The organism is Streptomyces zaomyceticus, assembly GCF_014656215.1.
Lineage (GTDB): Bacteria > Actinomycetota > Actinomycetes > Streptomycetales > Streptomycetaceae > Streptomyces > Streptomyces zaomyceticus.
The window spans coordinates 40,615-62,961 of sequence record NZ_BNBZ01000029.1 but is presented as its reverse complement, the minus strand read 5'-3'; the positions used below and the strand labels follow the sequence as shown (position 1 = coordinate 62,961).

Here is a 22,347-nt window from a genome sequence, read left to right as displayed (position 1 = left end):
TCCGGCGGCGGGGGCCGTCCGGCAGTGCGCGCTGTCACCACCCGCTTCTGACAAATGTCATGGGGCGGACGGGGGACGGAAGGCGGTGGGGACGGAAGACGGTGGGGGCGGCGGTGCGGGCCGAGGCTCGCTCGATCCGGAGTCGGCCCGGCAGCCGGCGACATGAGGAAGGGCCCGGGACATGACGAAGGCCTCGCGACATGACGAAGGCCCCGGTTCCTGAGAACCGGGGCCTTCGATCTGGAGCGGACGACGAGATTCGAACTCGCGACCCTCACCTTGGCAAGGTGATGCTCTACCAACTGAGCCACGTCCGCATTGCTGCCGCTCGGCTTTCACCGGGCGGTGCGAGCACCACTCTACCTGATGCACCGGAGTGCTTGGTCTTGCGATGCAGAGCGGGTGACAGGAATTGCACACTGCGCCTTCCCCCTGGAAGGGGGCTGTTCTGCTACTGAACTACACCCGCACGCTGCGTGAGGTGGGGCTTTGCGGCCTCGCCCCTCGGCGTGTTCCAGACTTTAGCGGATCATGGGGGGTGCAATGCAAATCGGCTCCCCGTCGACCCCTCGCCGGCTGCCCGTCCGCCCCCGGTCCACGGGGGCCCGGTCCGCCCGGGACCGGGCCGGCCGCGGCTCAACTCGCGGCGCGGAAGGCTTCGTAGACCCGCTTCGGGATGCGGCCGCGGGCGGGCACCTCCATCTTGTTGGACTGCGCCCAGGCGCGGACCGCCGCCGGGTCGGGGGCGAGGGAGGTGTGGGTGTACGTCTCCACCGAGGGGCTCCGGCCGGCCGCCGCCTTGCCCGACTGCTTGCGTCCGGCGGCGAGGTACGGGGCGAGAGCCTTGCGGAGTTTCTTTGCATTGGCAGCATTCAGGTCGATCTCGTACATCTTCCCGTCGAGGCCGAACGCGACCGTTTCAGCCGCTTCTCCGCCGTCCATGTCGTCGGAGAGAGTGACCACCACACGCTGAGCCACGGATATCGGTCCTTTCCTGCGGCCGACGCCGCAGAGCCGGCGCTTGTGACGCCTCTGACGTGCGGCGATGTCGGCCGTACGGCTGTGCCGGGACAATGCTGCTTTCTTCTGGATTCCTTTGTACAGCGGTAGGCGTCGCATTGTGAAGCCCTGGCAATTGTTTCAGCGTGTCCCGGTGCAATGAGGTCCGCAATATTTCACTCGAATTTTGCGTGGCCGTGCTCGGTCCGGGACGTGGGTGGTGTTCCTCGGCGGAGCGCCGCCGGGGCCTGGCTTTTGTAGGATCCTTCAGATCTCTACCCGCGTAGAATTTGGAGACAGGTACGCTGAGGGAACCGCCCACGCAACACACCACCGGGAGTGCCAGTGGCACGCGTCGTAGTCGACGTCATGCTCAAGCCGGAGATCCTCGACCCTCAGGGGCAGGCGGTGCAGCGTGCACTGCCCCGCCTGGGATTCGCCGGAATCGCCGACGTCCGTCAGGGGAAGCGTTTCGAGCTGGAGGTGGAGGGACCGGTCGACGACGCCGCCCTCGCCCGCATCCATGAGATGGCCGAAACCTTCCTCGCCAACACCGTGATCGAAGACTTCGTCGTGAAGGTGGAATCGTGACCGCACGCATCGGCGTCGTCACGTTCCCCGGAACCCTCGACGACCAGGACGCGCTGCGTGCCGCCCGCCTGGCGGGCGCCGAGCCCGTCTCGCTCTGGCACCGCGACAAGGACCTCAAGCAGGTCGACGCCGTGGTCCTGGCCGGCGGCTTCTCCTACGGCGACTACCTGCGGGCCGGAGCCATCTCCCGCTTCTCGCCGGTGATGGAGACGATCATCGAGCAGGCGAAGGCGGGCATGCCCGTCCTCGGTATCTGCAACGGCTTCCAGATCCTCACCGAGGCCCATCTGCTGCCGGGCGCGATGCTGCGCAACAACCACCTCCACTTCATCTGCCGCGACCAGAAGCTGCGGGTGGAGAACACGGGGACCGCCTGGACCTCGGACTACACCGAGGGCCAGGAGATCGAGGTCCCGCTCAAGAACATGGACGGCCGGTACGTCGCCGACGAGCGCGTCCTCGACGAGCTGGAGGCCGAGGGGCGGGTGGCCTTCCGCTACCTGGACGTCAACCCCAACGGCTCGCTGCGTGACATCGCGGGCATCACCAACGCCGCGGGCAACGTGGTCGGCCTCATGCCGCACCCCGAGCACGCCGTCGAGCCGCTGGTCGGCACCGGCAAGACGGACGGCCTCGGTTTCTTCACCTCGATCCTCAAGAAGCTGGTCAACGCCTGATGAGCCTCGACACCGTCAAGCACGCGAGCGAGACGCCGGACAGCGAGCAGCCCTGGAAGGAGCTCGGCCTCAAGGAGGACGAGTACGCGCGCATCCGCGAGATCCTGGGCCGCCGTCCCACCGGCGCCGAGCTCGCCATGTACTCCGTCATGTGGTCCGAGCACTGCTCGTACAAGAGCAGCAAGGTCCACCTGAAGCAGTTCGGCGAGAAGGTCCCCGAGAACGACGCCATGCTCGTCGGCATCGGTGAGAACGCGGGCGTCGTCGACGTCGGCCAGGGGTACGCGGTCACCTTCAAGGTCGAGTCGCACAACCACCCCTCGTACATCGAGCCCTACCAGGGCGCGGCCACCGGCATCGGCGGCATCGTCCGCGACATCCTCGCCATGGGCGCCCGCCCGGTCGCGGTCGTCGACCCGCTGCGCTTCGGCGCGGCCGACCACCCCGACACCAAGCGCGTGCTGCCCGGTGTCGTCGCCGGCATCGGCGGCTACGGCAACTGCCTCGGCCTGCCGAACATCGGCGGCGAGGTCGTCTTCGACGAGTGCTACCAGGGCAACCCGCTGGTCAACGCCGGATGCATCGGCGTGATGAAGCACGAGGACATCCACCTCGCCAAGGCCTCCGGCCCCGGCAACAAGGTGATCCTGTACGGCGCCCGCACGGGCGGCGACGGCATCGGCGGCGTCTCGGTCCTCGCGTCCGAGACCTTCGACGACACCAAGCCGACCAAGCGCCCCGCCGTCCAGGTCGGCGACCCCTTCCAGGAGAAGCTCCTCATCGAGTGCACCCTGGAGATCTTCAAGGAGAAGCTGGTCGCGGGCATCCAGGACCTCGGCGGCGCCGGGCTCTCCTGTGCCACGTCCGAGCTGGCCTCGGCCGGTTCCGGCGGCATGCGCGTCGAGCTCGACCGGGTGCACCTGCGTGACGCGACCCTCTCGCCCGAGGAAATCCTCATGAGCGAGTCGCAGGAGCGCATGTGCGCGATCGTCGAGCCGGAGCACGTCGACCGCTTCCTGGAGATCTGCGAGAAGTGGGACGTCATCGCGGTCGTCATCGGTGAGGTGACCGAGGGCGAGCGTCTGGAGATCTTCTGGCACGGCGAGCAGATCGTCGACGTGCCGCCGCGCTCCGTCGCCCACGAGGGTCCGACCTACCACCGGCCGTACGCGCGTCCGGAGTGGCAGGACGCGCTCCAGGCCGACGACGCCGGCAAGCTGCCCCGGCCGCAGAACGGCGCCGAGCTGAAGGACCAGGTCCTGAAGCTGGTGTCGTCGCCGAACCAGGCGTCGAAGTCCTGGATCACGGACCAGTACGACCGGTTCGTGCAGGGCAACACGGTGCTCGCGCAGCCCGAGGACGCGGGCATGGTCCGGATCGACGAGGAGACCAACCTCGGCGTGGCCATGGCGACCGACGGCAACGGCCGGTACGCCAAGCTCGACCCGTACACGGGTGCGCAGCTGGCGCTGGCGGAGGCGTACCGCAATGTCGCCGCCTCCGGTGCGAAGCCGCTGGCGATCTCGGACTGCCTGAACTTCGGTTCCCCCGAGGACCCGGCCGTGATGTGGCAGTTCGCCGAGGCCACCCGTGGTCTCGCGGACGGCTGCCTCCAGCTCGGCACCCCGGTGACCGGCGGCAACGTCTCGCTGTACAACCAGACCGGTGAGGTCGCCATCCACCCGACGCCGGTCGTGGCCGTGCTCGGTGTGATCGACGACGTCAACCGCCGTACGCCGATCGCCTTCGCGGAAGAGGGCCAGCTCCTCTACCTGCTGGGCGACACGCGTGAGGAGTTCGGCGGCTCCGCCTGGTCCGAGGTCGTCCACAAGCACCTCGGCGGCATGCCGCCGGCCGTGGACCTCGACCGGGAGAAGCTGCTCGGCGAGATCCTGATCTCGGCCTCCCGCGACGGCATGATCGACGCGGCGCACGACCTGTCCGACGGCGGTCTCGTCCAGGCGGTCGTCGAGTCCTGCCTGCGCGGCGGGAACGGCGCGCGGCTGGTCGTCCCGGAGGGCCTGGACGCGTTCACGTTCCTCTTCAGCGAGTCGGCGGGCCGTGCGGTCGTCGCCGTCCCGCGCAGCGAGGAGCTCCGCTTCACCGACATGTGCGGTGCGCGGGGTCTGCCGGCGGCGCGGATCGGTGTCGTCGACGGTGACGCGGTCGACGTCCAGGGCGAGTTCGCGCTCTCCCTGACGGAGCTGCGCGCGGCGCACGAGGCGACCATCCCGGGCCTGCTGGCCTGATCGGCGCCTGACACACAGCGGTACGGGAGCCCCCGTCCGGACCTTCGGGTCCGGGCGGGGGCTCTTTCGTCTGCCGTGCGCCCGCTCTCTTGCGCGTAATTACGTAATTACGTAATCTCGTTCTCATGGAACTGGAAGAGCGGGTCGCCGCGCTGGAACGGCGCCTGGCGGCCCTGGAAGGCGCGGAGCGCCGCGCCCCCGAGGCCGGAGACGGCGCCCTCTGGGCCCTCGAAGGACTCAAGGCGCAGCTCGCGGGCGCGGGGGAGCAGGGGGAGGACGGCGCCGTCGTCTTCACGGGCTCGGTGCGACTGCCGACCCAGGAGCGGTACGAGTGGCAGTTCGGCGCCTTCACCGAGCGGCTGCTCGAAGAGGACTGGGCCGGGACCGCCGAGTCCTTCGCGTCGCTCGGTCATCCCGTACGGCTCCGGCTGCTGCGGGAGATCCTCGGCGGCCGGCGTACGGCCGCCGAGCTGGCGGACCTGGAGGAGATCGGCACGACCGGCCAGATCTACCACCACCTGCGCCAGCTGACCGGCGCCGGCTGGCTCAGGACCGTCGGACGCGGCCGCTACGAGGTCCCGGGGGCCCGGGTCGTCCCGCTCCTGGTGGTCCTCACCGCGGCGCGGCCGTAACCGTCACCACAACCGATCAGGGGGAAGTCCGGATGTCTTCGCGGAAGTTCGCGGTGGTCCTCCACCGCACGCTCTGGCTGGTGTTCGTCGTGCAGGCGATCGCCTCGTGCTTCGTCGAACCGCCGTATCCGTACATGGCCGGGTGGCTGCCAGCGGTCGCCGCCGTGGCGCTCGGGTTCGTGCTCGCCAGGACCGCGGGCAGGCGGGTCGCGAGGGCGCCGCGGGCCACGGTCGAGGTGGATCCGCCGGTCGCCGGGCACTGGTCGGCGCTCAACAGCCCGGCGGACCGGACGCCCAGCCACGGCACCCACCAGCTCGGCCAGACGTACGCCATCGACGTCACCCGGGAGGACGAGGCGAAGCCCCGTCCGGGCTTCGCGTGGCTGTGGCCGGTGATCCGGCGGAACGAGGACTTCCCCGCCTTCGACGCGCCGCTGCTCGCCGTCGCGGACGCCACGGTCGTGCACGCCGAGGACGGACAGCGCGACCACCTCAGCCGCAACTCGCTGCCCGCCCTGCTCTTTCTGATGATGGTCGAGTCCACCGTCCGGGGGCTCGCGGGAGCCCGCCGGGTCACCGGGAACCACCTCGTCCTCGACCTCGGGGACGGTACGTACGCCATGTACGCCCATCTGAAGCGCGGCTCGCTCGCGGTCCGCGCGGGCGACCGGGTACGGGCCGGCCAGGAACTCGCCCGGTGCGGGAACTCGGGCAACTCCACCGAGCCGCACGTCCACTTCCAGCTGATGGACGGCCCGGACCTGGACACGGCGAGCGGGGTGCCGTTCAGCTGGCGCGGGATCGGCGTACCGGGGAACAAGGAGTCGTTCGTGGCACACCCGGACTCCGTCTGCTCGACCTGAGCCCGCCTGATCGGCCCGAGCCCGCCTGCTCGACGCCGAGCCCGCCTGCCCGGCGCCGAGCAGGACCATCCGGCCCGAGCCCGCTACTCGGCCGGACCCCAGAAGTTGTCGGAGACGTCGATGTCCTCGATGCACTCGTCGATGTCGGAGATCTTGCCGCCGATGATCGTGAAGACCAGCGCGCCGTTCATCTCGATGCCCAGACCCTTGTCCTCGCGGGTGGCGAAGAACCGGTTCGCCGCCACGGCGTGGCCGCGGCCGTCGACGGAGATGCTGTGCAGTTCGACCCGCATCTCACCGCCGGTGATCTCGAACATCCGCCGGTACATGTCGAGGACGTTGTCACGGCCCTTGATGTGGCCGGATATCTGGCTCTCACCGGGCGAGTGATGCGTACAGTCGGCCGTCATCAGGGTGCCGACGGTCTCCATGTCACCACTGGTCCATGCCTCGAAGCCCCGGCGGACCAGTGCGGCGTCAGGGTGCTCAGCCATGGCCGATCGACCCCTCTCGTACGGGTAGGTGTGCGGGCTGCCCTCCCTCTCCAGTCTCCGACTACCCTCGCCCCCATGCCACCGGCCAAGAAGCGCACCCGCAGCTACGACTCCGCCAGGACGAGGGCCGCCGTGCTCGCCCAGTTCCGCCACGTACGGGACGCGGTGACGGCGCTCACCCCCGAGCAGCTCGACGGCCCGACCCGGCTGGGGGAGTGGACGGTGCGGGAGCTGGCGGCGCATCTGACGATGGCGCTCGCCACGGTGACCCGGAGGCTCGCGGAGCCCGAGCCGGCCCGCCGGGAACTCGCCCTGCTCGACTGGCCCCTGGCCACGGTGACGGAGGCGGCGAGCATCGACGAGGACACCCGGGCGATCGACACGGCGAACCTGGCGACGCTGTACGGGGAGACGGTGGCGCGGTACGAGGAGGCGGTCGCGGACGTTCCCGACGAGCGGCTGGTCCCGACCCGGTTCGGTGCGATGACCCTCGCCGACTTCCTCGTCACCCGGACCGTCGAACTCGTCGTCCACACCGACGACCTGAACGCGGCGACCGGCGCCGGCGTCCCCTACGACCGGCAGGCCCTGGCCGCCTGCACCCGGCTGCTCGCCGACGCGCTCGCCGCGAAGGCACCGGGCGGGGCGGTCGAGGTGCGGATTCCGCCGTACGCGGTGGTGCAGTGCGTGGAGGGTCCCCGGCACACCCGGGGCACCCCGCCCAATGTGGTCGAGACGGACCCGCTGACCTGGCTCAGGCTGGCGACCGGGCGGGCGGAGTGGGCGACGGAGCTGGACGGTGCCCGGGTCGCCGCGAGCGGCGAACGCGCCGACCTGAAGGACCTCCTGCCCCTGATGGGCTGAGCCGCACGCACCCCTCCACGGACGGCACGGACCTCTCCACGGACCGTCCGGGTCCCTCCACGGAACCGTCCTCCGCCCGCGTCCGTCCCATTCCCATGCAGACGCAGACGCAGACGCCGCGCATCCTCGCATCCGCCGCCCTGGTCCTCCTTCTCGCCGCCTGCGGCACGGAGGGAGGCACGGGATCCGGTCCGGGTTCCGACACCGTCGGCCCCGACCTGCCCGTCGCCGGAACCCACTGGACGATCGGCGCCGTGACGGTCGACGGGCGCAGGTCCGCCGCCCCGGACGGCGCCCGGGTCGCGTTCGGTGCGGACGGCCGGGCCCGGGGGAACAGCGGCTGCAACACCCTCGACGCGGCCGTCTCGGTGAAGGGGGACACCCTGACGGTGTCCGAGAAGTCGATCACCGAGATCGGCTGTCCGGAGGACCTGGCCCGTTTCGAGTCGGAGCTGTTCAAGGCCTTCACCGGCCCGCTCAAGGGGAAGCAGCGGGGCGAGGCCCTCACCCTGACCTCCCCGGACGGCCGCAACGGCCTGGAACTCACCGCCGAGGCGGACCTCCCGCTCCGGGGCACCGCCTGGAAGATCGACGGGCTGCTCACCGGGGACACCGCGTCCTCCCTGCCCGCCGGCAGTGGGGACAAGGCGCGGTTCGTCGTCGGCGCGAACGGCCGGGTCACCGGCAACCTGGGCTGCAACAACTTCTCCGCGACCGCCCGGGTGGAGGGCAGGACCCTCACGATCGAGGGGCCGGCGGCGACCACCCGGATGATGTGCACCGGCCCGCAGATGCAGCTGGAGACGAAGCTGTACGAGCTCCTCGACGGCCCGCTCACCTATCGGCTCGACCACCGGTCGCTGACCCTCACGAACGCTTCGGGCGAGGGGCTCTCGGCGACCGCCGCGGACGGGAAGGCCGCCGGAAACTAGGGGAGGGCCGCCGGAAGGGCGTCGCCGCATCCGTCGTCGGGGTGCACTCCGTCACATCGCGGAGAGCCTTCCGCCCTGGTACGAGCGTCCGCTCGGGAGGGCCCGCGGGGTGGAAACCCTTCCCCCGCCTGCTTTGTAGCCCTCTCCAAGCCGGAGATGATCATTTTGTGGGATCCTACGAGTGGGGTCGGGCCCCAAATCCTCAATTCGGACCAGTGGTCGACCCCGTCTACACTCGGAAACGTGCCACGTGGTGACGGTCGACTCAATCACGACTTGCTCCCCGGAGAGAAAGGCCCCCAGGACGCTTGTGGCGTCTTCGGTGTCTGGGCTCCGGGTGAAGAGGTCGCAAAGCTCACGTACTTCGGGCTCTACGCCCTCCAGCATCGGGGCCAGGAATCCGCGGGTATCGCGGTCAGCAACGGCTCCCAGATCCTCGTCTTCAAGGACATGGGACTTGTGTCCCAGGTCTTCGACGAGACCTCTCTCGGTTCCCTCCAAGGTCATATCGCGGTCGGTCACGCCCGCTACTCGACCACCGGTGCCTCCGTGTGGGAGAACGCGCAGCCGACGTTCCGGGCGACCGCCCAGGGCTCGATCGCGCTCGGCCACAACGGCAACCTGGTGAACACGGCGCAGCTCGCCGAGATGGTCGCCGACCTGCCCAAGAAGGAAGGCCGGACGACTCGCGTCGCCGCCACCAACGACACCGACCTGGTGACCGCGCTCCTCGCGGGCCAGGTGGGCGAGGACGGTACGCCGCTCACCATCGAGCAGGCCGCCGCGAAGGTTCTCCCCGAGGTCCGGGGCGCCTTCTCCCTCGTCTTCATGGACGAGCACACGCTCTACGCGGCCCGTGACCCGCAGGGCATCCGCCCGCTGGTCCTCGGCCGTCTGGAGCGCGGCTGGGTGGTCGCCTCCGAGTCCGCCGCTCTCGACATCTGCGGTGCCAGCTACGTCCGCGAGGTCGAGCCGGGCGAGATGATCGCGATCGACGAGAACGGCATCCGTACCTCGCGATTCGCGGAAGCGAAGCCCAAGGGCTGTGTCTTCGAATATGTGTACCTGGCCCGCCCGGACACCGACATCGCCGGCCGGAACGTGTACCTCTCCCGTGTGGAGATGGGCCGCCGCCTCGCGAAGGAGGCGCCCGTCGAGGCCGACCTGGTCATAGCGACGCCGGAGTCCGGCACCCCGGCCGCGATCGGCTACGCCGAGGCCTCGGGCATCCCCTTCGGCGCGGGCCTGGTGAAGAACGCCTACGTCGGGCGCACCTTCATCCAGCCCTCGCAGACCATCCGCCAGCTCGGCATCCGGCTGAAGCTGAACCCCCTCAAGGACGTCATCAAGGGCAAGCGCCTGGTGGTCGTCGACGACTCGATCGTCCGCGGCAACACCCAGCGCGCCCTGGTCAAGATGCTCCGCGAGGCCGGCGCGGCCGAGATCCACATCCGGATCTCCTCGCCGCCGGTGAAGTGGCCCTGCTTCTTCGGCATCGACTTCGCCACCCGCGCGGAGCTGATCGCCAACGGCATGTCGATCGACGAGATCGGCAAGTCGCTGGGCGCGGACTCGCTCTCGTACATCTCCCTCGACGGGATGATCGAGGCGACCACGATCCAGAAGCCGAACCTCTGCCGTGCCTGCTTCGACGGCGAGTACCCGATGGAGCTGCCGGACCCCGAGCTGCTCGGCAAGCAGCTCCTGGAGAACGAGCTGGCCGCGGGTCCCGCGGCCACCGCGGCCTCCGACGCGCTCCGCCGCCCGTAAGCCCCGCTGCAACCGCAGTACGCGACCGCAGTACGAGCAGTACGACACGAAAGCTCTGAACCCATGTCTCAGACCACCGGTGCCAGCTACGCGTCCGCGGGCGTCGACATCGAAGCGGGTGACCGCGCCGTCGAGCTCATGAAGGAGTGGGTGAAGAAGACGCAGCGCCCCGAGGTCCTCGGTGGCCTCGGGGGCTTCGCCGGCCTCTTCGACGCCTCCGCCCTCAAGCGCTACGAGCGTCCGCTGCTCGCCTCCGCCACCGACGGTGTCGGCACGAAGGTCGACATCGCCCGCCAGATGGGCGTGTACGACACGATCGGCCACGACCTGGTCGCGATGGTCATGGACGACATCGTCGTCTGCGGCGCCGAGCCGCTCTTCATGACCGACTACATCTGCGTCGGCAAGGTCCACCCCGAGCGGGTCGCCGCCATCGTCAAGGGCATCGCCGAGGGCTGTGTCCTGGCCGGCTGCGCCCTGGTCGGCGGCGAGACGGCCGAGCACCCCGGCCTTCTCGGCCCGGACGACTTCGACGTCGCCGGCGCGGGCACGGGTGTCGTGGAGTACGACCGGCTCCTCGGCGCCGATCGCATCCGTACGGGGGACGCGGTCATCGCCATGGCCTCCTCGGGTCTTCACTCCAACGGGTACTCGCTCGTCCGGCACGTGGTCTTCGACCGCGCCGGGATGACCCTCGACCAGCAGGTCGACGAGCTCGGCCGGACGCTCGGCGAGGAGCTCCTGGAGCCCACGAAGATCTACTCGCTGGACTGCCTGGCCCTCACCCGGACCACGGACGTCCACGCCTACAGCCACATCACGGGCGGCGGCCTCGCGGCCAACCTGGCCCGGGTGATCCCGGACGGCCTGCACGCCACGGTCGACCGTTCGACCTGGGCGCCGGGCGCGATCTTCGACCTGGTCGGCAAGGCCGGTCAGGTGGAGCGCCTGGAGCTGGAGAAGACCCTGAACATGGGCGTCGGCATGATGGCCGTCGTGCCGGCCGACTCCGTGGACGTGGCCCTGACGACGCTGGCGGACCGCGGTGTCGAGTCCTGGGTCGCGGGCGAGATCACCGAGCGCGGCGCGCACACCACCGGCGCCGAGCTGGTCGGGGACTACGCGAAGTAGAACGGGCGGAGCAGTACGTGGCGGGGCGCTCCTGAGGGGGCGCCCCGTCCTCGTGAGGGGGCCGTCCGGTTCTCGGACGCCCGCCCGCGAGCAGGGCCGTTCCCGGGAAGGTACCGGGCCGAGGAGCCGCGCCCGGTCGCGGACAGCACAGAAACCCGGCCGGGTGTTCCCGGACCGGGTTTCTGTGAATGCGATTCAGAAGGTCAAGCGCGACGCGGGGACGCACTCGGACCGGACTCGTCGTCCTCGTCCTCGTCGTCCTCGTTGTAGAGATCCGCGTACTGGGCGTACGGGTCGTCTTCCTCGTCGTCGTCCTCGAACGGCTCGCCATTCGGCGGCTGATTCGAAGTCGAAGCGCCCAGCTCATTGGCCAGACGCGTCAGGTCTGTCCCGCCGCTGCTGTACTTCAGCTGGCGGGCGACCTTGGTCTGCTTGGCCTTTGCCCGGCCGCGCCCCATGGCTCGACCCCCTCGGTGACGGGGCTCGATGGCCCCAGAGTCTTGACACGCGTTCATGATTCGGAACGGACTCTCGACAGAGAGACCGGTCCGTAGGGCTTCAACGGTACCTGTTTCCGCGGGTCTACGGTACGCCGCGCGCATCACATACCCCGGTACAGAACCATCGAGGTGCCCTCTCCTCGCTGGTCAATCGCGATTTTAACCTCTTCTTGAGGTCCGACCCGCCGAGGGGCGTGAGGGAAGTCTCTCCGACGGCGGACCGGCCCCGTGTGCCGACCGTGCGGCGGCCCGTGTGCGGCCCGGCGGGGACGCACACGGAAAAGCCGCGGACCGGACGTGCCTCAGGCGCGTCGCGCGTCCGACATCCGCTGCTCGGCGATCCGGTCGGCCGCCGCGGCCGGCGGAATCCCGTCCGCCTTCGCACGTGCGAAGATCTCCAGGGTGGTGTCGAAGATCTTCGTCGCCTTCGTCTTGCAGCGGTCGAAGTCGAAGCCGTGCAGCTCGTCGGCGACCTGGATCACGCCACCGGCGTTGACCACGTAGTCGGGCGCGTAGAGGATCCCGCGCTCCACCAGGTCCTTCTCGATGCCCGGGTGGGCCAGCTGGTTGTTGGCCGCGCCGCAGACGATGCTCGCGGTGATGAAGGGGACGGTCTCCTCGTTCAGGGCGCCGCCGAGCGCGCAGGGCGCGTAGATGTCGAGACCCTCGACGCGGATCAGCGCCTCGGTGTCGGCGACGACGGTGACCTGCGGGTGCTTGTCGGTGATCCGGCGCACCGACTCCTCGCGCACATCGGTGATCACGACCTCGGCGCCGTCCTCCAGGAGGTGCTCGACGAGGTAGTGGCCGACCTTGCCGACACCCGCGACGCCGACCTTGCGGCCGCGCAGGGTCGGGTCGCCCCACAGGGTCTGCGCGGAGGCGCGCATGCCCTGGAAGACGCCGAAGGCGGTGAGGACGGAGGAGTCGCCGGCGCCGCCGTTCTCCGGGGAGCGGCCGGTGGTCCACTTGTTCTCGCGGGCCACGACGTCCATGTCGGCGACGTAGGTGCCGACGTCGCAGGCCGTGACGTACCGGCCGCCGAGGGAGGCGACGAAGCGCCCGTAGGCGAGGAGGAGCTCCTCGCTCTTGATCTTCTCCGGGTCCCCGATGATGACGGCCTTGCCGCCACCGTGGTCGAGACCGGCCATGGCGTTCTTGTACGACATGCCGCGGGCCAGGTTGAGCGCGTCGGCGATCGCCGCGGCCTCGTTGGCGTACGGGTAGAAGCGGGTGCCGCCGAGGGCGGGGCCCAGGGCGGTGGAGTGGAGGGCGATGACGGCCTTGAGGCCGGTGGCGCGGTCCTGGCAGAGCACGACTTGCTCGTGGCCACCCTGCTCCGAGTGGAACAGGGTGTGCAGTACGTCAGCAGGAACGCCGGTCACATCGGTCACGGTGGTGACTCCCAAGTACGAAGCGGCGGTGTGGTCCCTCCCTACGGGTGGGGGAGGGACCGGTTCGGCAAGAGAGTAAGTCCTACCTGGGCGTAGATCAGCGGCAGTGCTCAGGATCACCCCCTCCCGGAGTACCTCCGTGGAAGGATTTGCGACATGTCGGTCGCCTCCTCGGTCCTCATCCCCTACGCGTCCTATCTGCGCGTGTACGAGCCGCTGGCCGCGTTCCCCGAGCCGGAGCGGACCCACTGGGCCCGGTACGCCCGTCGGCCGCTCACTCCGGGGGCCCAGGAGGAGCTGCGTCGTTCGCTCGCGGACCTGTTGCCGACGCCGCCGGTCCCGGTGCCGGTCCACGAGAGCGGGGAGGCCTTCGTCGCCCATGTGGACGGGGTGGTGGTGATCTGTCCGTGGCGGACGAGGCTGCGGGGATGGCTGGCGCTCCAGGAGCTGGACGGCCAGTTCCCCGAGCCGGTGCTCGACGCGATGCTGCCGCCGGTGGTGCGCCTGCAGGTGGCGAGCGACTACGAGCGCTGGCTCAGCAGGAACCCGGACGCGCGGCCGTGGATCCGCACGGCGGTCTGGCATGTGCCGCTGCGCTGGTTCGCGCTCTTCGGGGACGAGGACAGGGAGTACGAGCCGGGGGCGCCGGGCGGCGAGGGGGCCGCGGAGCCGGGCCGGGCGCCGGTGCTGCGCTACCGGACGACGATGGCGCAGGCGCGCCGGCGTCTCGCGCGGGCGCTGCGGGCGCTGCGGGAGTCGATCGACGACGGTCCCATGACGGAGGGGCTGATCGAGGTGGGGCGGTGGCTGGAGGAGTTCCATCCGCGGGCCCTGGTGGAGCTGGACTTCGGCGGGCTCGTGCACGCGGTGACGGAGGAGTGGCTCGCGGAGGACCGGTCGGCGGCACAGATGGCGGAGGGGATCGCGGCGCTGCGGGCCGGCGACGGCGAGGCGGCGAGTGACGCGTACGGGCGGCTCGCGGAGCGCTGGCGGACGGTCAGGGAGCTCCGCTTCGCGAATTGACATCAGTCGGGCATCTTCGTCAGGTCGGTATCGACAAGACATGTACGGCCGGTGTAAATGATCTTCAGGGATGTCCGGATACCGCATGCCCGGTTTTGGCCGGTCGGCGTGTCCGGGCCTTTCGGCACCCGCTGGGCGGGGACGTTGGTCCCGATCCGGGCCTTTGGCTCAAGCGTGACGGACAGCACGTAACGCACCCTTGCGCCCATCACCCACCCTCGTGCCAAAATAGGACAAGGAGTCCGGGGAGGGTTCCTTCCGTCCATCTATGGGCGGAACGCTCAGCATTGCACTCTATGGGGGGTCTGAGGACTCCTGATCGCTCTGTGACTGATCGTCACAGTGGCGTGACTGTCCGTTATGGCATGGTCCATCGACTTCCGCCGCTGATGAACACCTGCGAGGGCAATTCCATCGGTTTGGCCGACGTGGCTGGACGGATGGTGTAGTTGTAGTGCCGAGGACAAGCCGTTCGTCCTATAACCGACTCGGCCCGCTTCTGCCATTTCGGGCAACGCGGGTCAAGGTGCAGAATTTAGAGGAAAGAACCGAGAAGGTTCGGTTCTCCCGAGGAGGCCGCTCATGACCGCTCGCACCCCTGATGCCGAGCCGCTGCTGACCCCTGCCGAGGTTGCCACGATGTTCCGTGTGGACCCGAAGACGGTGACCCGTTGGGCGAAGGCCGGGAAGCTCACGTCCATCCGCACCCTGGGTGGGCACCGCCGCTACCGCGAGGCCGAGGTCCGCGCGCTGCTGGCGGGTATTCCGCAGCAGCGCAGCGAGGCCTGAGGTCGCGCAAACACCCCGTAGTACCCCGCAGTACCCCGTAACACCGGGCCTGTCCGGATCCCCCAATCCGGTCGCCCACCCCTAGCTCTGCCGACGGATTCCTGCCCCAACAGGCCTTCGTCATCGATCGCGCTGGACTCCGCCGGGTCTGGCGCGATCTTCTTTTGTGTCCGGCGCCACTTCTTGGGGAGTGGTGCAATTGCACATATTAAATCGGGCTGGTGTAGGGAGGGTGTAAGTGAAGCGGTTTCTGAAACTGCCTCAGTGACTCCCGTCACACTCGCCATGTCTTGCCAAAGAACAGCCTCCCACTTCGCGGAACGCCCCCAACCCGCCGTTGGTCATGGGTCGGTGGGACTTTCGTCCTCCGTGGCCTCCGCCGGCTCCGGGGCATCCGGAGGCTCCGGACGCTCCCGGGACCCGGCCCCGGGAAAGCCGGGCTCGCGGACGTCGGGCTCGGGAAAGCCGGGCTCACGGAAGTCGGGCTCGGGAAGCTCCATGGAGAGCCGCAGGAGGCGATGGCAGACCACGCAGTGGCGCGTGAGGTGTCCGTAGCGGGACGCGGCCGCCAGATGGGCGCGCAGCAGCGCGCGCGTGTCGTGCCGTGCTGCGGACGCCGCGGCCATGCGCGACCACCTCCGGTGTGGGCCCCCGATTCCCTGATGTCCGGGGTACCGGCGGGCCTGTGGCCCCGTCAAGACACGGGAGCACAAAGAAAGGCCCGCATCTCACGATGCGGGCCTTTCCTCAAAGCGAACCTGACGGGACTTGAACCCGCGACCTCCACCTTGACAGGGTGGCGAGCTAACCAACTGCTCCACAGGTCCTTGCTGGCGGCCCCTCGTAAGTGGCTGCGAGGAACACTGTACAGCAGGTCAGCGGTCCGGTCGAACTCACCGACGGCCCCGCTACGGGGCCGCCGCGTCGATGGCCTTCACGATCCGCTTGTCCGAGACGGGGTGCGCCGTGCCCAGGGCGTGCGCGAAGTAGCTCACCCGCAGCTCCTCGATCATCCAGCGGATGTCGGTGACCTCGGACGGCACCGGACGGCCCTTCGGGAGCTGTTCGAGGAGCCAGGCGTACTCGTCCTGCATCTCCTGGACCTTCTCCATCCGGGTGGTGTCCCGCTGGACCCCGGTCGGCATCTGCTGGAGCCGCCGGTCCACCGCCACCAGATAGCGCATCAGGTCCGGGAGCCGCTTCAGACCCGTACGGGTGACGAATCCGGCCGGCATCAGCCAGGCGAGCTGGGCGCGCACGTCGGTCAGGTTGTTGATCAGCGCCAGGCTGTTCGTCGACTTCAGCCGGCGCTCGCACGCCTGCCAGGCCGCCAGGATCTGCTGGACCTGGCCCACCGTCCGCACGGTCGTGTCCACCAGGTCCGCGCGGACCTTGTCGAACAGCTTCCGGAAGGACTCCTCGTCCCAGGCCGGACCGCCGTGGTCCGCCATCAGCCGGTCGGCCGCGGCGGTCGCGCAGTCGTCGAACAGCGCCTGGATCGAGCCGTGCGGGTTCGAGGACAGGGCCAGCTTCTGCTGGTTGGTCAGCTTGTCCGAGGCGAACTTCGCCGGGTTCACCGGGATGTTCAGCATGATCAGCTTCCGGGTGCCCCGCCACATCGCCTGCGCCTGTTCGGCCTCCGTGTCGAAGAGCCGTACGGCGACGGTCGCGCCCTCGTCCACGAGCGCCGGGTACGCCTTGACCGGCTGACCGGCCCGCTTGGTCTCGAAGACCTTCGTGAGCGTCCCGATCGTCCAGTCCGTGAGCCCCGAGCGCTCCAGGGACGGCCCGGAGCCGTCCGGGCCTCCGGTGGCCGCCGCGGCGGCCTGGGAGAGCGCCTTGCGGGCCTTGGGGCGCAGCCGCAGCCGCAGCGTCTCCAGATCCTTGTCCTCGGCGAGCTTCCTGCGCCGCTCGTCGACGATCCGGAAGGTCACCTTGAGGTGCTCGGGCACCTTCGCCCAGTCGAAGTCCTCGGCCGTGACCGGCACCCCGACCATCCGCTGGAGTTCGCGGGCGAGCGCCCCCGCCAGCGGCTCCTGCACGGGCACGACCGTGTCCAGGAAGCGGGACGCGAAGTTCGGCGCGGGCACGTAATGGCGGCGGATCGGCTTCGGGAGCGAACGGATCAGCTCGGTGACGACCTCGGTGCGCAGTCCCGGGATCTGCCACTCGAAGCCCTCGTCCGTCACCTGGTTCAGCACCTGGAGCGGGACGTGGACCGTCACACCGTCGGCGTCCGCACCCGGCTCGAACTGGTACGTCACCCGGAACTTCAGCGGACCCTGCCGCCAGGAGTCCGGGTAGTCGTCCTTGGTGACGCCGGCGGCCTTCTCGTTGATGAGCATCTCGCGCTCGAAGTCCAGGAACTCCGGCTCGTCGTGGCGCTTGTGCTTCCACCAGGAGTCGAAGTGGGCTCCGGACACGACGTGTTCGGGGACGCGCTTGTCGTAGAAGTCGAAGAGCGTCTCGTCGTCGACCAGGATGTCCCGGCGCCGCGCCCGGTGCTCCAGCTCCTCGACCTCGGTGAGGAGCTTGCGGTTGTCCGCGAAGAACTTGTGGTGCGTGCGCCAGTCGCCCTCGACGAGCGCGTTCCTGATGAACAGGTCGCGGGAGACCTCGGGATCGATCCGGCCGTAGTTGACCTTGCGGTCGGCGATGATCGGGACGCCGTACAGCGTCACCTTCTCGAAGGCCATCACGGCCGCCTGGTCCTTCTCCCAGTGCGGCTCGCTGTACGTCTTCTTCACCAGGTGCTGGGCGAGCGGCTCGATCCACTCGGGCTCCACGCGCGCGTTGACCCGGGCCCAGAGGCGCGAGGTCTCCACCAGCTCGGCGGACATGACGAAACGCGGGGGCTTCTTGAAGAGCGCGGAACCGGGGAAGATCGCGAACTTGGCGCTGCGGGCGCCCAGGTAGTCGTTCTTCGCGCCCTCCTTCACGTCCTTCATGCCGATGTGGCTGAGGAGTCCGGCGAGCAGCGACACGTGGACGGACTGCTCGGGGGCGTCCTCCTCGTTCACCTGGATGCCCAGCTGCTTCGCGACCGTCCGCAGCTGGGCGTAGATGTCCTGCCACTCGCGGATGCGCAGGAAGTTCAGGTACTCCTGCTTGCACATCCGGCGGAAGGAGCTGGAGCCCCGCTCCTTCTGCTGCTCGCGGACGTACCGCCACATGTTCAGGAAGGCGAGGAAGTCGCTCGTCTCGTCCTTGAACCGGGCGTGCTGCTGGTCGGCCTGCGTCTGCTTCTCCGCCGGCCGCTCGCGCGGGTCCTGGATGGAGAGCGCGGCGGCGATGACCATGACCTCGCGGACACAGCCGTTCTTGTCGGCCTCCAGGACCATCCGGGCGAGCCGGGGGTCCACGGGCAGCTGGGCGAGTTTCCGGCCCTGCTGGGTGAGCCGCTTCTTCGGATCCTTCTCCGTCGGGTCGATCGCGCCCAGCTCCTGGAGGAGCTGCACGCCGTCCCGGATGTTCCGGTGGTCCGGCGGGTCGATGAAGGGGAACTTCTCGATGTCGCCGAGGCCGGCGGCGGTCATCTGGAGGATGACGGAGGCGAGGTTCGTACGGAGGATCTCGGCGTCCGTGAACTCCGGACGGGTCAGGAAGTCGTCCTCGGAGTACAGCCGGATGCAGATGCCGTCGGAGGTACGGCCGCAGCGGCCCTTGCGCTGGTTGGCACTGGCCTGGCTGACCGGCTCGATCGGCAGCCGCTGCACCTTGGTCCGGTGCGAGTAGCGGGAGATCCGGGCGGTGCCCGGATCGATCACGTACTTGATGCCGGGGACGGTCAGCGAGGTCTCGGCGACGTTCGTGGCGAGGACGATCCGGCGTCCGGAGTGCGCCTGGAAGACCCGGTGCTGCTCGGCGTGCGAGAGGCGCGCGTAGAGCGGGAGGACCTCGGTGTTGCGGAGCTGCCGCTTGAGCAGGGCGTCCGCGGTGTCCCGGATCTCGCGCTCACCGGAGAGGAAGACCAGGACGTCGCCGGGGCCCTCGGCCTGGAGCTCGTCGACGGCCTCGCAGATCGCGGTGATCTGGTCGCGGTCGGACTCCTCGGAGTCCTCCTCGAGGAGAGGCCGGTAACGGACCTCGACCGGGTACGTACGTCCGCTGACCTCGACGATCGGCGCGTCGCCGAAGTGGCGGGAGAAGCGCTCGGGATCGATGGTCGCGGAGGTGATCACGACCTTGAGGTCGGGGCGCTTGGGGAGCAGCTGGGCCAGATAGCCGAGCAGGAAGTCGATGTTGAGGGACCGCTCGTGGGCCTCGTCGATGATGATCGTGTCGTAGGCGCGCAGCTCGCGGTCCGTCTGGATCTCGGCGAGCAGGATGCCGTCCGTCATCAGCTTCACGAAGGTGGCGTCGGGGTTCACCTGGTCGGTGAAGCGGACCTTCCAGCCGACGGCCTCGCCCAGCGGGGTCCGCAGCTCCTCGGCGACCCGCTCGGCGACCGTGCGGGCCGCGATCCGGCGGGGCTGGGTGTGCCCGATCATGCCCCGGACGCCCCGGCCGAGCTCCAGACAGATCTTCGGGATCTGGGTGGTCTTTCCGGAGCCCGTCTCACCGGCGACGATCACGACCTGGTGGTCACGTATCGCCTCCAGGATCTCGTCCTTCTTCTGCGAGACGGGCAGCTGTTCGGGGTACGTGACCGCGGGCACGCGTGAGGCGCGCCCGTCGACGCGTTCCTTGGCCTTGGCCGCCTCGACGGAGATCTCGTCCAGGACGGCCGCGCGGGCCTCGGGCTTGCGGATGCGGCGGGCGCCTTCGAGACGGCGGCCGAGCCGGTGGGAGTCCCGCAGCGAGACCTCGGCCAGGACGGACTGGAGGGCGGCGAAGGAAGTAGACATACGGAATCCAGGATCGCATCTGCGGCCGAGAAGCGGCGAACCGATTTACGAGTGGCTTGCCCGGGAGGGCACCGGGAGGGGTGCGTACTATTTCGGACACGTCGACCGGACCGGAGAGGTTTCGCATGTTCTGCACCACCCGTGTGCCGGTGGCGTTCGCCGCGCTCGTGGCCCTGGTGCTGGGCCTCCTGGTGTGCGGGGCGGCGGCGGACACGTCCCCGGGGACGGCCCCGGTCGTCCTGGGCGCCGCCGTGCCCGGCTGCGATCCGGGCCACCCCGCCGACGAAGGGGCCGCGGGTCCCGTCGTACCGCCGCGTGCGCACGGTTTCGCGGAGCTGCTGCCCTCCCTCGCCGCCGACCGGACCCCCTGCGGGGCCCGGGAACCGGATCCGGGCGGCCGGGGCGCGGCGCCGGGGCGGGAGCTCCCCGCGCGCGTACCGCTGTCTCCCGTGGAGCTGTCGGTCCTGAGGGTGTAGACGGACGGCCGCCCCCGCCGTCCCTCCCGTCTTCCTTCTCCTCAGGAGCAGTTCCGCATGCCCAAGTCCAAGCCGCTCGTGATCGTCGCCGGGGTGGCGGTCGCCGCCGCCCTGCTCGGGGTTGTCTCGTACACCGCCACCAAGCCCGCGTCCCCCGGTGCGTCCGGCTCCTCGGCCGTCGCCGAGGTCTCCGCCGACCCGTCCGCCGGCGTCTACGCCGAACTGGAGGCCTACGCCCGCCGCGACGCCTCCGACAAGCTCGCCGCCGGCCGGGCCGACGCGCCCGTCGTGCTCATCGAGTACGCCGACTTCAAGTGCGGCTACTGCGGGAAGTTCGCCCGGGACACCGAGCCGGTCCTGATGAAGAAGTACGTCGAGAACGGCACCCTGCGCATCGAATGGCGCAACTTCCCGATCTTCGGCGAGGAGTCCGAGGCGGTCGCCCGCGCCTCCTGGGCGGCCGGGCAGCAGGGCCGGTTCTGGCAGTTCCACAAGGCGGCCTACGCCGAGGGCGCCAAGGAGAAGGGCTTCGGCAAGGACCGGCTCGCCGCCCTCGCCGCGGAGGCGGGTGTTCCCGACGCAGCCCGCTTCGCGAAGGACACCGACGGGACGGCGGCCCGCGAGGCCGTCCGCGCGGACCAGGAGCAGGGGTACTCCCTGGGCGCCACCTCCACCCCGTCCTTCCTGGTCAACGGCCGGCCGATCGCCGGTGCGCAGCCCCTGGAGACCTTCACGGAGGCGATCGAGGCCGCGGCGGAGGCGGCCGAGGAGAAGGGGAAGGGGAAGTCTCCGGAGGCGGGCCACGGCACCGCGAAGCCGGGCGCCGGGCAGTGACCTCCGGCATCGGCTACTTCGCCGCCTTCCTCGGCGGGCTGCTCGCCCTGCTCAGCCCGTGCAGCGCCCTGCTCCTGCCCGCCTTCTTCGCGTACTCGATCGAGACCCGCGCGAAGCTGGTGGCCAGGACCGGCATCCTCTACGCGGGCCTGGCGACCACCCTCGTCCCGCTGGGCGCGGCCGGCTCCTTCGCGGGCCGCCTCTTCTACGGCCACCGGGACCTCCTGGTCACCGCCGGCGGCTGGCTGATCGTCGGGCTCGGTGTGCTCCAGATCCTGGGCCTGGGCTTCGCCTCCCGGCGGATCGCCGAGGCGAGCGGCCGGATCCGGCCCACGTCGGCCCTCTCCGTCTACGCCCTCGGTCTGGTCTACGGCCTCGCGGGCTTCTGCGCGGGCCCGATCCTCGGCAGCGTCCTGACGGTGGCGGCGCTGAGCGGCAGCCCGGCGTACGGGGGGCTCCTCCTCGCGGTGTACGCGCTGGGCATGGCGGTCCCGCTGTTCGTCCTCGCGCTGCTCTGGGAGCGGTACGACCTCGGCCGGCGGTCCTGGCTGCGCGGCCGCCCGCTCAAGGCCGGGCCCCTCACGCTCCATTCGACCTCGCTCCTCTCGGGCCTCTTCTTCGTGGCCCTCGGCACGCTCTTCCTGGTCTTCGACGGGACGACGGCGCTGCCGGGCCTGCTGTCGGTGGACGACTCGTTCGCCGTGGAGCAGCGGGTGGCCTCGCTGGGCCGGGCGGTCCCGGACTGGGCCCTGCTCGTCGCGGTGGTGGCCGTGGTGGCGCTGGTGCTCGCGCTGCGGGGCAGGCGGGGGAGCCGCTCGCGGTCCCGCGAGGACGTGTGACGGTACGGGGAGGGGGCGCCGGCCTCCTCCCCGTACGCGCCTCTGTGTGCGGATCTCCGCGTACGCGTCTCCGCGTGCGGACACACGAAGAAGGCCCCGTTCTTTCGAACGGGGCCTTCTGTTTGTGGCTGGGGCCGGGGTCGAACCGGCGACCTATCGCTTTTCAGGCGATCGCTCGTACCAACTGAGCTACCCAGCCTGGGGTATCCCCTGCTCGAAGAGCTTGGGGACGAAGCTGTTTCCAGCTTCAGCGACTCTGACGGGACTTGAACCCGCGACCTCCACCTTGACAGGGTGGCGAGCTAACCAACTGCTCCACAGAGCCAAGCTTGTGCACGATCACTAGTCTCGCACACGGTAATACGTACCCCCAACGGGATTCGAACCCGTGCTACCGCCTTGAAAGGGCGGCGTCCTGGGCCACTAGACGATGAGGGCTAGAG

General features: G+C 69.8%; 21 protein-coding genes and 6 tRNA genes. 14 read left to right on the top strand and 13 right to left on the bottom strand.

Annotation, left to right across the window (positions count from 1 at the left end; genetic code table 11):
• Positions 1-241: 241 nt before the first annotated feature.
• From IE311_RS29060 to IE311_RS29050, 3 genes are all read right to left on the bottom strand, one after another.
• A tRNA-Gly gene (locus tag IE311_RS29060) sits at positions 242-317 on the bottom strand.
• Between the two features lie 80 nt (positions 318-397).
• Positions 398-469, bottom strand: a tRNA-Gly gene (locus IE311_RS29055).
• 167 nt (positions 470-636) lie between these two features.
• Entirely contained in the window at positions 637-978 is a 342-nt protein-coding gene (locus IE311_RS29050; RefSeq protein WP_189834807.1) for a histone-like nucleoid-structuring protein Lsr2, read from the bottom strand.
• A gap of 366 nt (positions 979-1,344) precedes the next feature.
• Here IE311_RS29050 and purS point away from each other — a divergent pair, with 366 nt between their 5' ends.
• From purS to IE311_RS29025, 5 genes are all read left to right on the top strand, one after another.
• Positions 1,345-1,590 carry a phosphoribosylformylglycinamidine synthase subunit PurS gene (gene purS / locus IE311_RS29045; protein ID WP_015035032.1) on the top strand — a complete coding sequence of 82 codons (246 nt, stop codon included), beginning with the start codon at positions 1,345-1,347 and terminating at the stop codon, positions 1,588-1,590.
• Positions 1,587-2,267 (top strand): phosphoribosylformylglycinamidine synthase subunit PurQ, encoded by a 681-nt coding sequence (purQ, locus tag IE311_RS29040; protein ID WP_189834806.1) that lies wholly within the window; start codon positions 1,587-1,589, stop codon positions 2,265-2,267. Before purS ends, purQ begins: the two co-directional genes overlap by 4 nt.
• Positions 2,267-4,516, top strand: coding sequence for a phosphoribosylformylglycinamidine synthase subunit PurL (gene purL / locus IE311_RS29035; protein ID WP_189834805.1), 2,250 nt, complete (start codon positions 2,267-2,269; stop codon positions 4,514-4,516). The genes purQ and purL overlap by 1 nt, the downstream gene beginning before the upstream one ends.
• 125 nt (positions 4,517-4,641) lie before the next feature.
• The gene (locus IE311_RS29030) at positions 4,642-5,148 is read left to right on the top strand and encodes an ArsR/SmtB family transcription factor (RefSeq protein ID WP_189834804.1); all 507 of its coding nucleotides are present in this window, start codon (positions 4,642-4,644) and stop codon (positions 5,146-5,148) included.
• Between the two features lie 32 nt (positions 5,149-5,180).
• Complete coding sequence (locus IE311_RS29025; RefSeq protein ID WP_189834803.1) at positions 5,181-6,011, top strand: M23 family metallopeptidase; 831 nt, start codon at positions 5,181-5,183, stop codon at positions 6,009-6,011.
• A gap of 83 nt (positions 6,012-6,094) precedes the next feature.
• Here the strand turns inward: IE311_RS29025 and IE311_RS29020 are convergent, their stop codons facing one another.
• On the bottom strand, positions 6,095-6,505 hold the full coding sequence (locus IE311_RS29020) for a nuclear transport factor 2 family protein (RefSeq protein ID WP_189834802.1): 411 nt from the start codon (positions 6,503-6,505) through the stop codon (positions 6,095-6,097).
• Positions 6,506-6,580: 75 nt separating this feature from the next.
• On the opposite strand from IE311_RS29020, the gene IE311_RS29015 reads away from it, so the two are divergent.
• The 4 genes from IE311_RS29015 (at position 6,581) to purM (ending at position 11,202) form a co-directional block, all read left to right on the top strand.
• On the top strand, positions 6,581-7,369 hold the full coding sequence (locus tag IE311_RS29015; RefSeq protein ID WP_189834801.1) for a maleylpyruvate isomerase family mycothiol-dependent enzyme: 789 nt from the start codon (positions 6,581-6,583) through the stop codon (positions 7,367-7,369).
• Between the two features lie 95 nt (positions 7,370-7,464).
• Entirely contained in the window at positions 7,465-8,301 is an 837-nt protein-coding gene (locus tag IE311_RS29010) for an META domain-containing protein (protein ID WP_189834800.1), read from the top strand.
• 243 nt (positions 8,302-8,544) lie between these two features.
• Complete coding sequence (purF, locus tag IE311_RS29005) at positions 8,545-10,071, top strand: amidophosphoribosyltransferase (RefSeq protein WP_189834799.1); 1,527 nt, start codon at positions 8,545-8,547, stop codon at positions 10,069-10,071.
• A gap of 63 nt (positions 10,072-10,134) precedes the next feature.
• A complete protein-coding gene (gene purM / locus IE311_RS29000; protein ID WP_189834798.1) occupies positions 10,135-11,202 on the top strand; it encodes a phosphoribosylformylglycinamidine cyclo-ligase in 1,068 nt (355 codons plus the stop codon).
• 203 nt (positions 11,203-11,405) lie between these two features.
• Here purM and IE311_RS28995 read toward each other — a convergent pair whose 3' ends face one another.
• Both IE311_RS28995 and IE311_RS28990 read right to left on the bottom strand, forming a co-directional pair.
• Positions 11,406-11,660 carry a DUF3073 domain-containing protein gene (locus IE311_RS28995; protein WP_030318267.1) on the bottom strand — a complete coding sequence of 85 codons (255 nt, stop codon included), beginning with the start codon at positions 11,658-11,660 and terminating at the stop codon, positions 11,406-11,408.
• Positions 11,661-12,004: 344 nt separating this feature from the next.
• Positions 12,005-13,096 carry a Leu/Phe/Val dehydrogenase gene (locus IE311_RS28990; protein ID WP_189834797.1) on the bottom strand — a complete coding sequence of 364 codons (1,092 nt, stop codon included), beginning with the start codon at positions 13,094-13,096 and terminating at the stop codon, positions 12,005-12,007.
• A 156-nt stretch (positions 13,097-13,252) separates the two neighbouring features.
• On the opposite strand from IE311_RS28990, the gene IE311_RS28985 reads away from it, so the two are divergent.
• On the top strand, positions 13,253-14,119 hold the full coding sequence (locus tag IE311_RS28985) for a hypothetical protein (protein WP_189834796.1): 867 nt from the start codon (positions 13,253-13,255) through the stop codon (positions 14,117-14,119).
• Positions 14,120-14,121: 2 nt separating this feature from the next.
• Here the strand turns inward: IE311_RS28985 and IE311_RS28980 are convergent, their stop codons facing one another.
• Positions 14,122-14,307 carry a hypothetical protein gene (locus IE311_RS28980; RefSeq protein ID WP_189834795.1) on the bottom strand — a complete coding sequence of 62 codons (186 nt, stop codon included), beginning with the start codon at positions 14,305-14,307 and terminating at the stop codon, positions 14,122-14,124.
• A 394-nt stretch (positions 14,308-14,701) separates the two neighbouring features.
• Here IE311_RS28980 and bldC point away from each other — a divergent pair, with 394 nt between their 5' ends.
• Complete coding sequence (gene bldC, locus IE311_RS28975) at positions 14,702-14,908, top strand: developmental transcriptional regulator BldC (RefSeq protein WP_003949541.1); 207 nt, start codon at positions 14,702-14,704, stop codon at positions 14,906-14,908.
• A 341-nt stretch (positions 14,909-15,249) separates the two neighbouring features.
• Here bldC and IE311_RS28970 read toward each other — a convergent pair whose 3' ends face one another.
• From IE311_RS28970 to hrpA, 3 genes are all read right to left on the bottom strand, one after another.
• Positions 15,250-15,534, bottom strand: a complete 285-nt coding sequence (locus IE311_RS28970; RefSeq protein ID WP_189834794.1) for a DUF6274 family protein — start codon at positions 15,532-15,534, stop codon at positions 15,250-15,252.
• A gap of 127 nt (positions 15,535-15,661) precedes the next feature.
• Positions 15,662-15,735: transfer RNA gene (locus tag IE311_RS28965), tRNA-Asp, on the bottom strand.
• 81 nt (positions 15,736-15,816) lie between these two features.
• The gene (gene hrpA / locus IE311_RS28960) at positions 15,817-19,755 is read right to left on the bottom strand and encodes an ATP-dependent RNA helicase HrpA (protein WP_189834793.1); all 3,939 of its coding nucleotides are present in this window, start codon (positions 19,753-19,755) and stop codon (positions 15,817-15,819) included.
• A 125-nt stretch (positions 19,756-19,880) separates the two neighbouring features.
• On the opposite strand from hrpA, the gene IE311_RS28955 reads away from it, so the two are divergent.
• Genes IE311_RS28955 through IE311_RS28945 form a run of 3 tightly spaced genes read left to right on the top strand, consistent with a single transcriptional unit; the run spans position 19,881 to position 21,904 of the window.
• The gene (locus tag IE311_RS28955) at positions 19,881-20,231 is read left to right on the top strand and encodes a hypothetical protein (RefSeq protein ID WP_189834792.1); all 351 of its coding nucleotides are present in this window, start codon (positions 19,881-19,883) and stop codon (positions 20,229-20,231) included.
• A gap of 57 nt (positions 20,232-20,288) precedes the next feature.
• Positions 20,289-21,065 (top strand): DsbA family protein, encoded by a 777-nt coding sequence (locus IE311_RS28950; protein WP_189834791.1) that lies wholly within the window; start codon positions 20,289-20,291, stop codon positions 21,063-21,065.
• Positions 21,062-21,904, top strand: a complete 843-nt coding sequence (locus tag IE311_RS28945; protein WP_189834790.1) for a cytochrome c biogenesis CcdA family protein — start codon at positions 21,062-21,064, stop codon at positions 21,902-21,904. Before IE311_RS28950 ends, IE311_RS28945 begins: the two co-directional genes overlap by 4 nt.
• A 125-nt stretch (positions 21,905-22,029) precedes the next feature.
• Here the strand turns inward: IE311_RS28945 and IE311_RS28940 are convergent.
• From IE311_RS28940 to IE311_RS28930, 3 genes are all read right to left on the bottom strand, one after another.
• Positions 22,030-22,103 (bottom strand) — tRNA-Phe (locus IE311_RS28940).
• Positions 22,104-22,155: 52 nt separating this feature from the next.
• A tRNA-Asp gene (locus IE311_RS28935) sits at positions 22,156-22,229 on the bottom strand.
• 40 nt (positions 22,230-22,269) lie between these two features.
• A tRNA-Glu gene (locus IE311_RS28930) sits at positions 22,270-22,342 on the bottom strand.
• Between the last annotated feature and the right edge of the window lie 5 nt (positions 22,343-22,347).

Coding starts and splice junctions, on each gene's coding strand:
- purL (WP_189834805.1), top strand. CDS start 2,267: ATGAGCCTCGACACCGTCAAGCACGCGAGCGAGACGCCGGACAGCGAG.
- IE311_RS29030 (WP_189834804.1), top strand. CDS start 4,642: ATGGAACTGGAAGAGCGGGTCGCCGCGCTGGAACGGCGCCTGGCGGCC.
- IE311_RS29025 (WP_189834803.1), top strand. CDS start 5,181: ATGTCTTCGCGGAAGTTCGCGGTGGTCCTCCACCGCACGCTCTGGCTG.
- IE311_RS29020 (WP_189834802.1), bottom strand. CDS start 6,505: ATGGCTGAGCACCCTGACGCCGCACTGGTCCGCCGGGGCTTCGAGGCA.
- IE311_RS29015 (WP_189834801.1), top strand. CDS start 6,581: ATGCCACCGGCCAAGAAGCGCACCCGCAGCTACGACTCCGCCAGGACG.
- IE311_RS29010 (WP_189834800.1), top strand. CDS start 7,465: ATGCAGACGCAGACGCAGACGCCGCGCATCCTCGCATCCGCCGCCCTG.
- purM (WP_189834798.1), top strand. CDS start 10,135: ATGTCTCAGACCACCGGTGCCAGCTACGCGTCCGCGGGCGTCGACATC.
- IE311_RS28995 (WP_030318267.1), bottom strand. CDS start 11,660: ATGGGGCGCGGCCGGGCAAAGGCCAAGCAGACCAAGGTCGCCCGCCAG.
- IE311_RS28985 (WP_189834796.1), top strand. CDS start 13,253: ATGTCGGTCGCCTCCTCGGTCCTCATCCCCTACGCGTCCTATCTGCGC.
- bldC (WP_003949541.1), top strand. CDS start 14,702: ATGACCGCTCGCACCCCTGATGCCGAGCCGCTGCTGACCCCTGCCGAG.
- IE311_RS28970 (WP_189834794.1), bottom strand. CDS start 15,534: ATGGCCGCGGCGTCCGCAGCACGGCACGACACGCGCGCGCTGCTGCGC.
- hrpA (WP_189834793.1), bottom strand. CDS start 19,755: ATGTCTACTTCCTTCGCCGCCCTCCAGTCCGTCCTGGCCGAGGTCTCG.
- IE311_RS28955 (WP_189834792.1), top strand. CDS start 19,881: ATGTTCTGCACCACCCGTGTGCCGGTGGCGTTCGCCGCGCTCGTGGCC.
- IE311_RS28950 (WP_189834791.1), top strand. CDS start 20,289: ATGCCCAAGTCCAAGCCGCTCGTGATCGTCGCCGGGGTGGCGGTCGCC.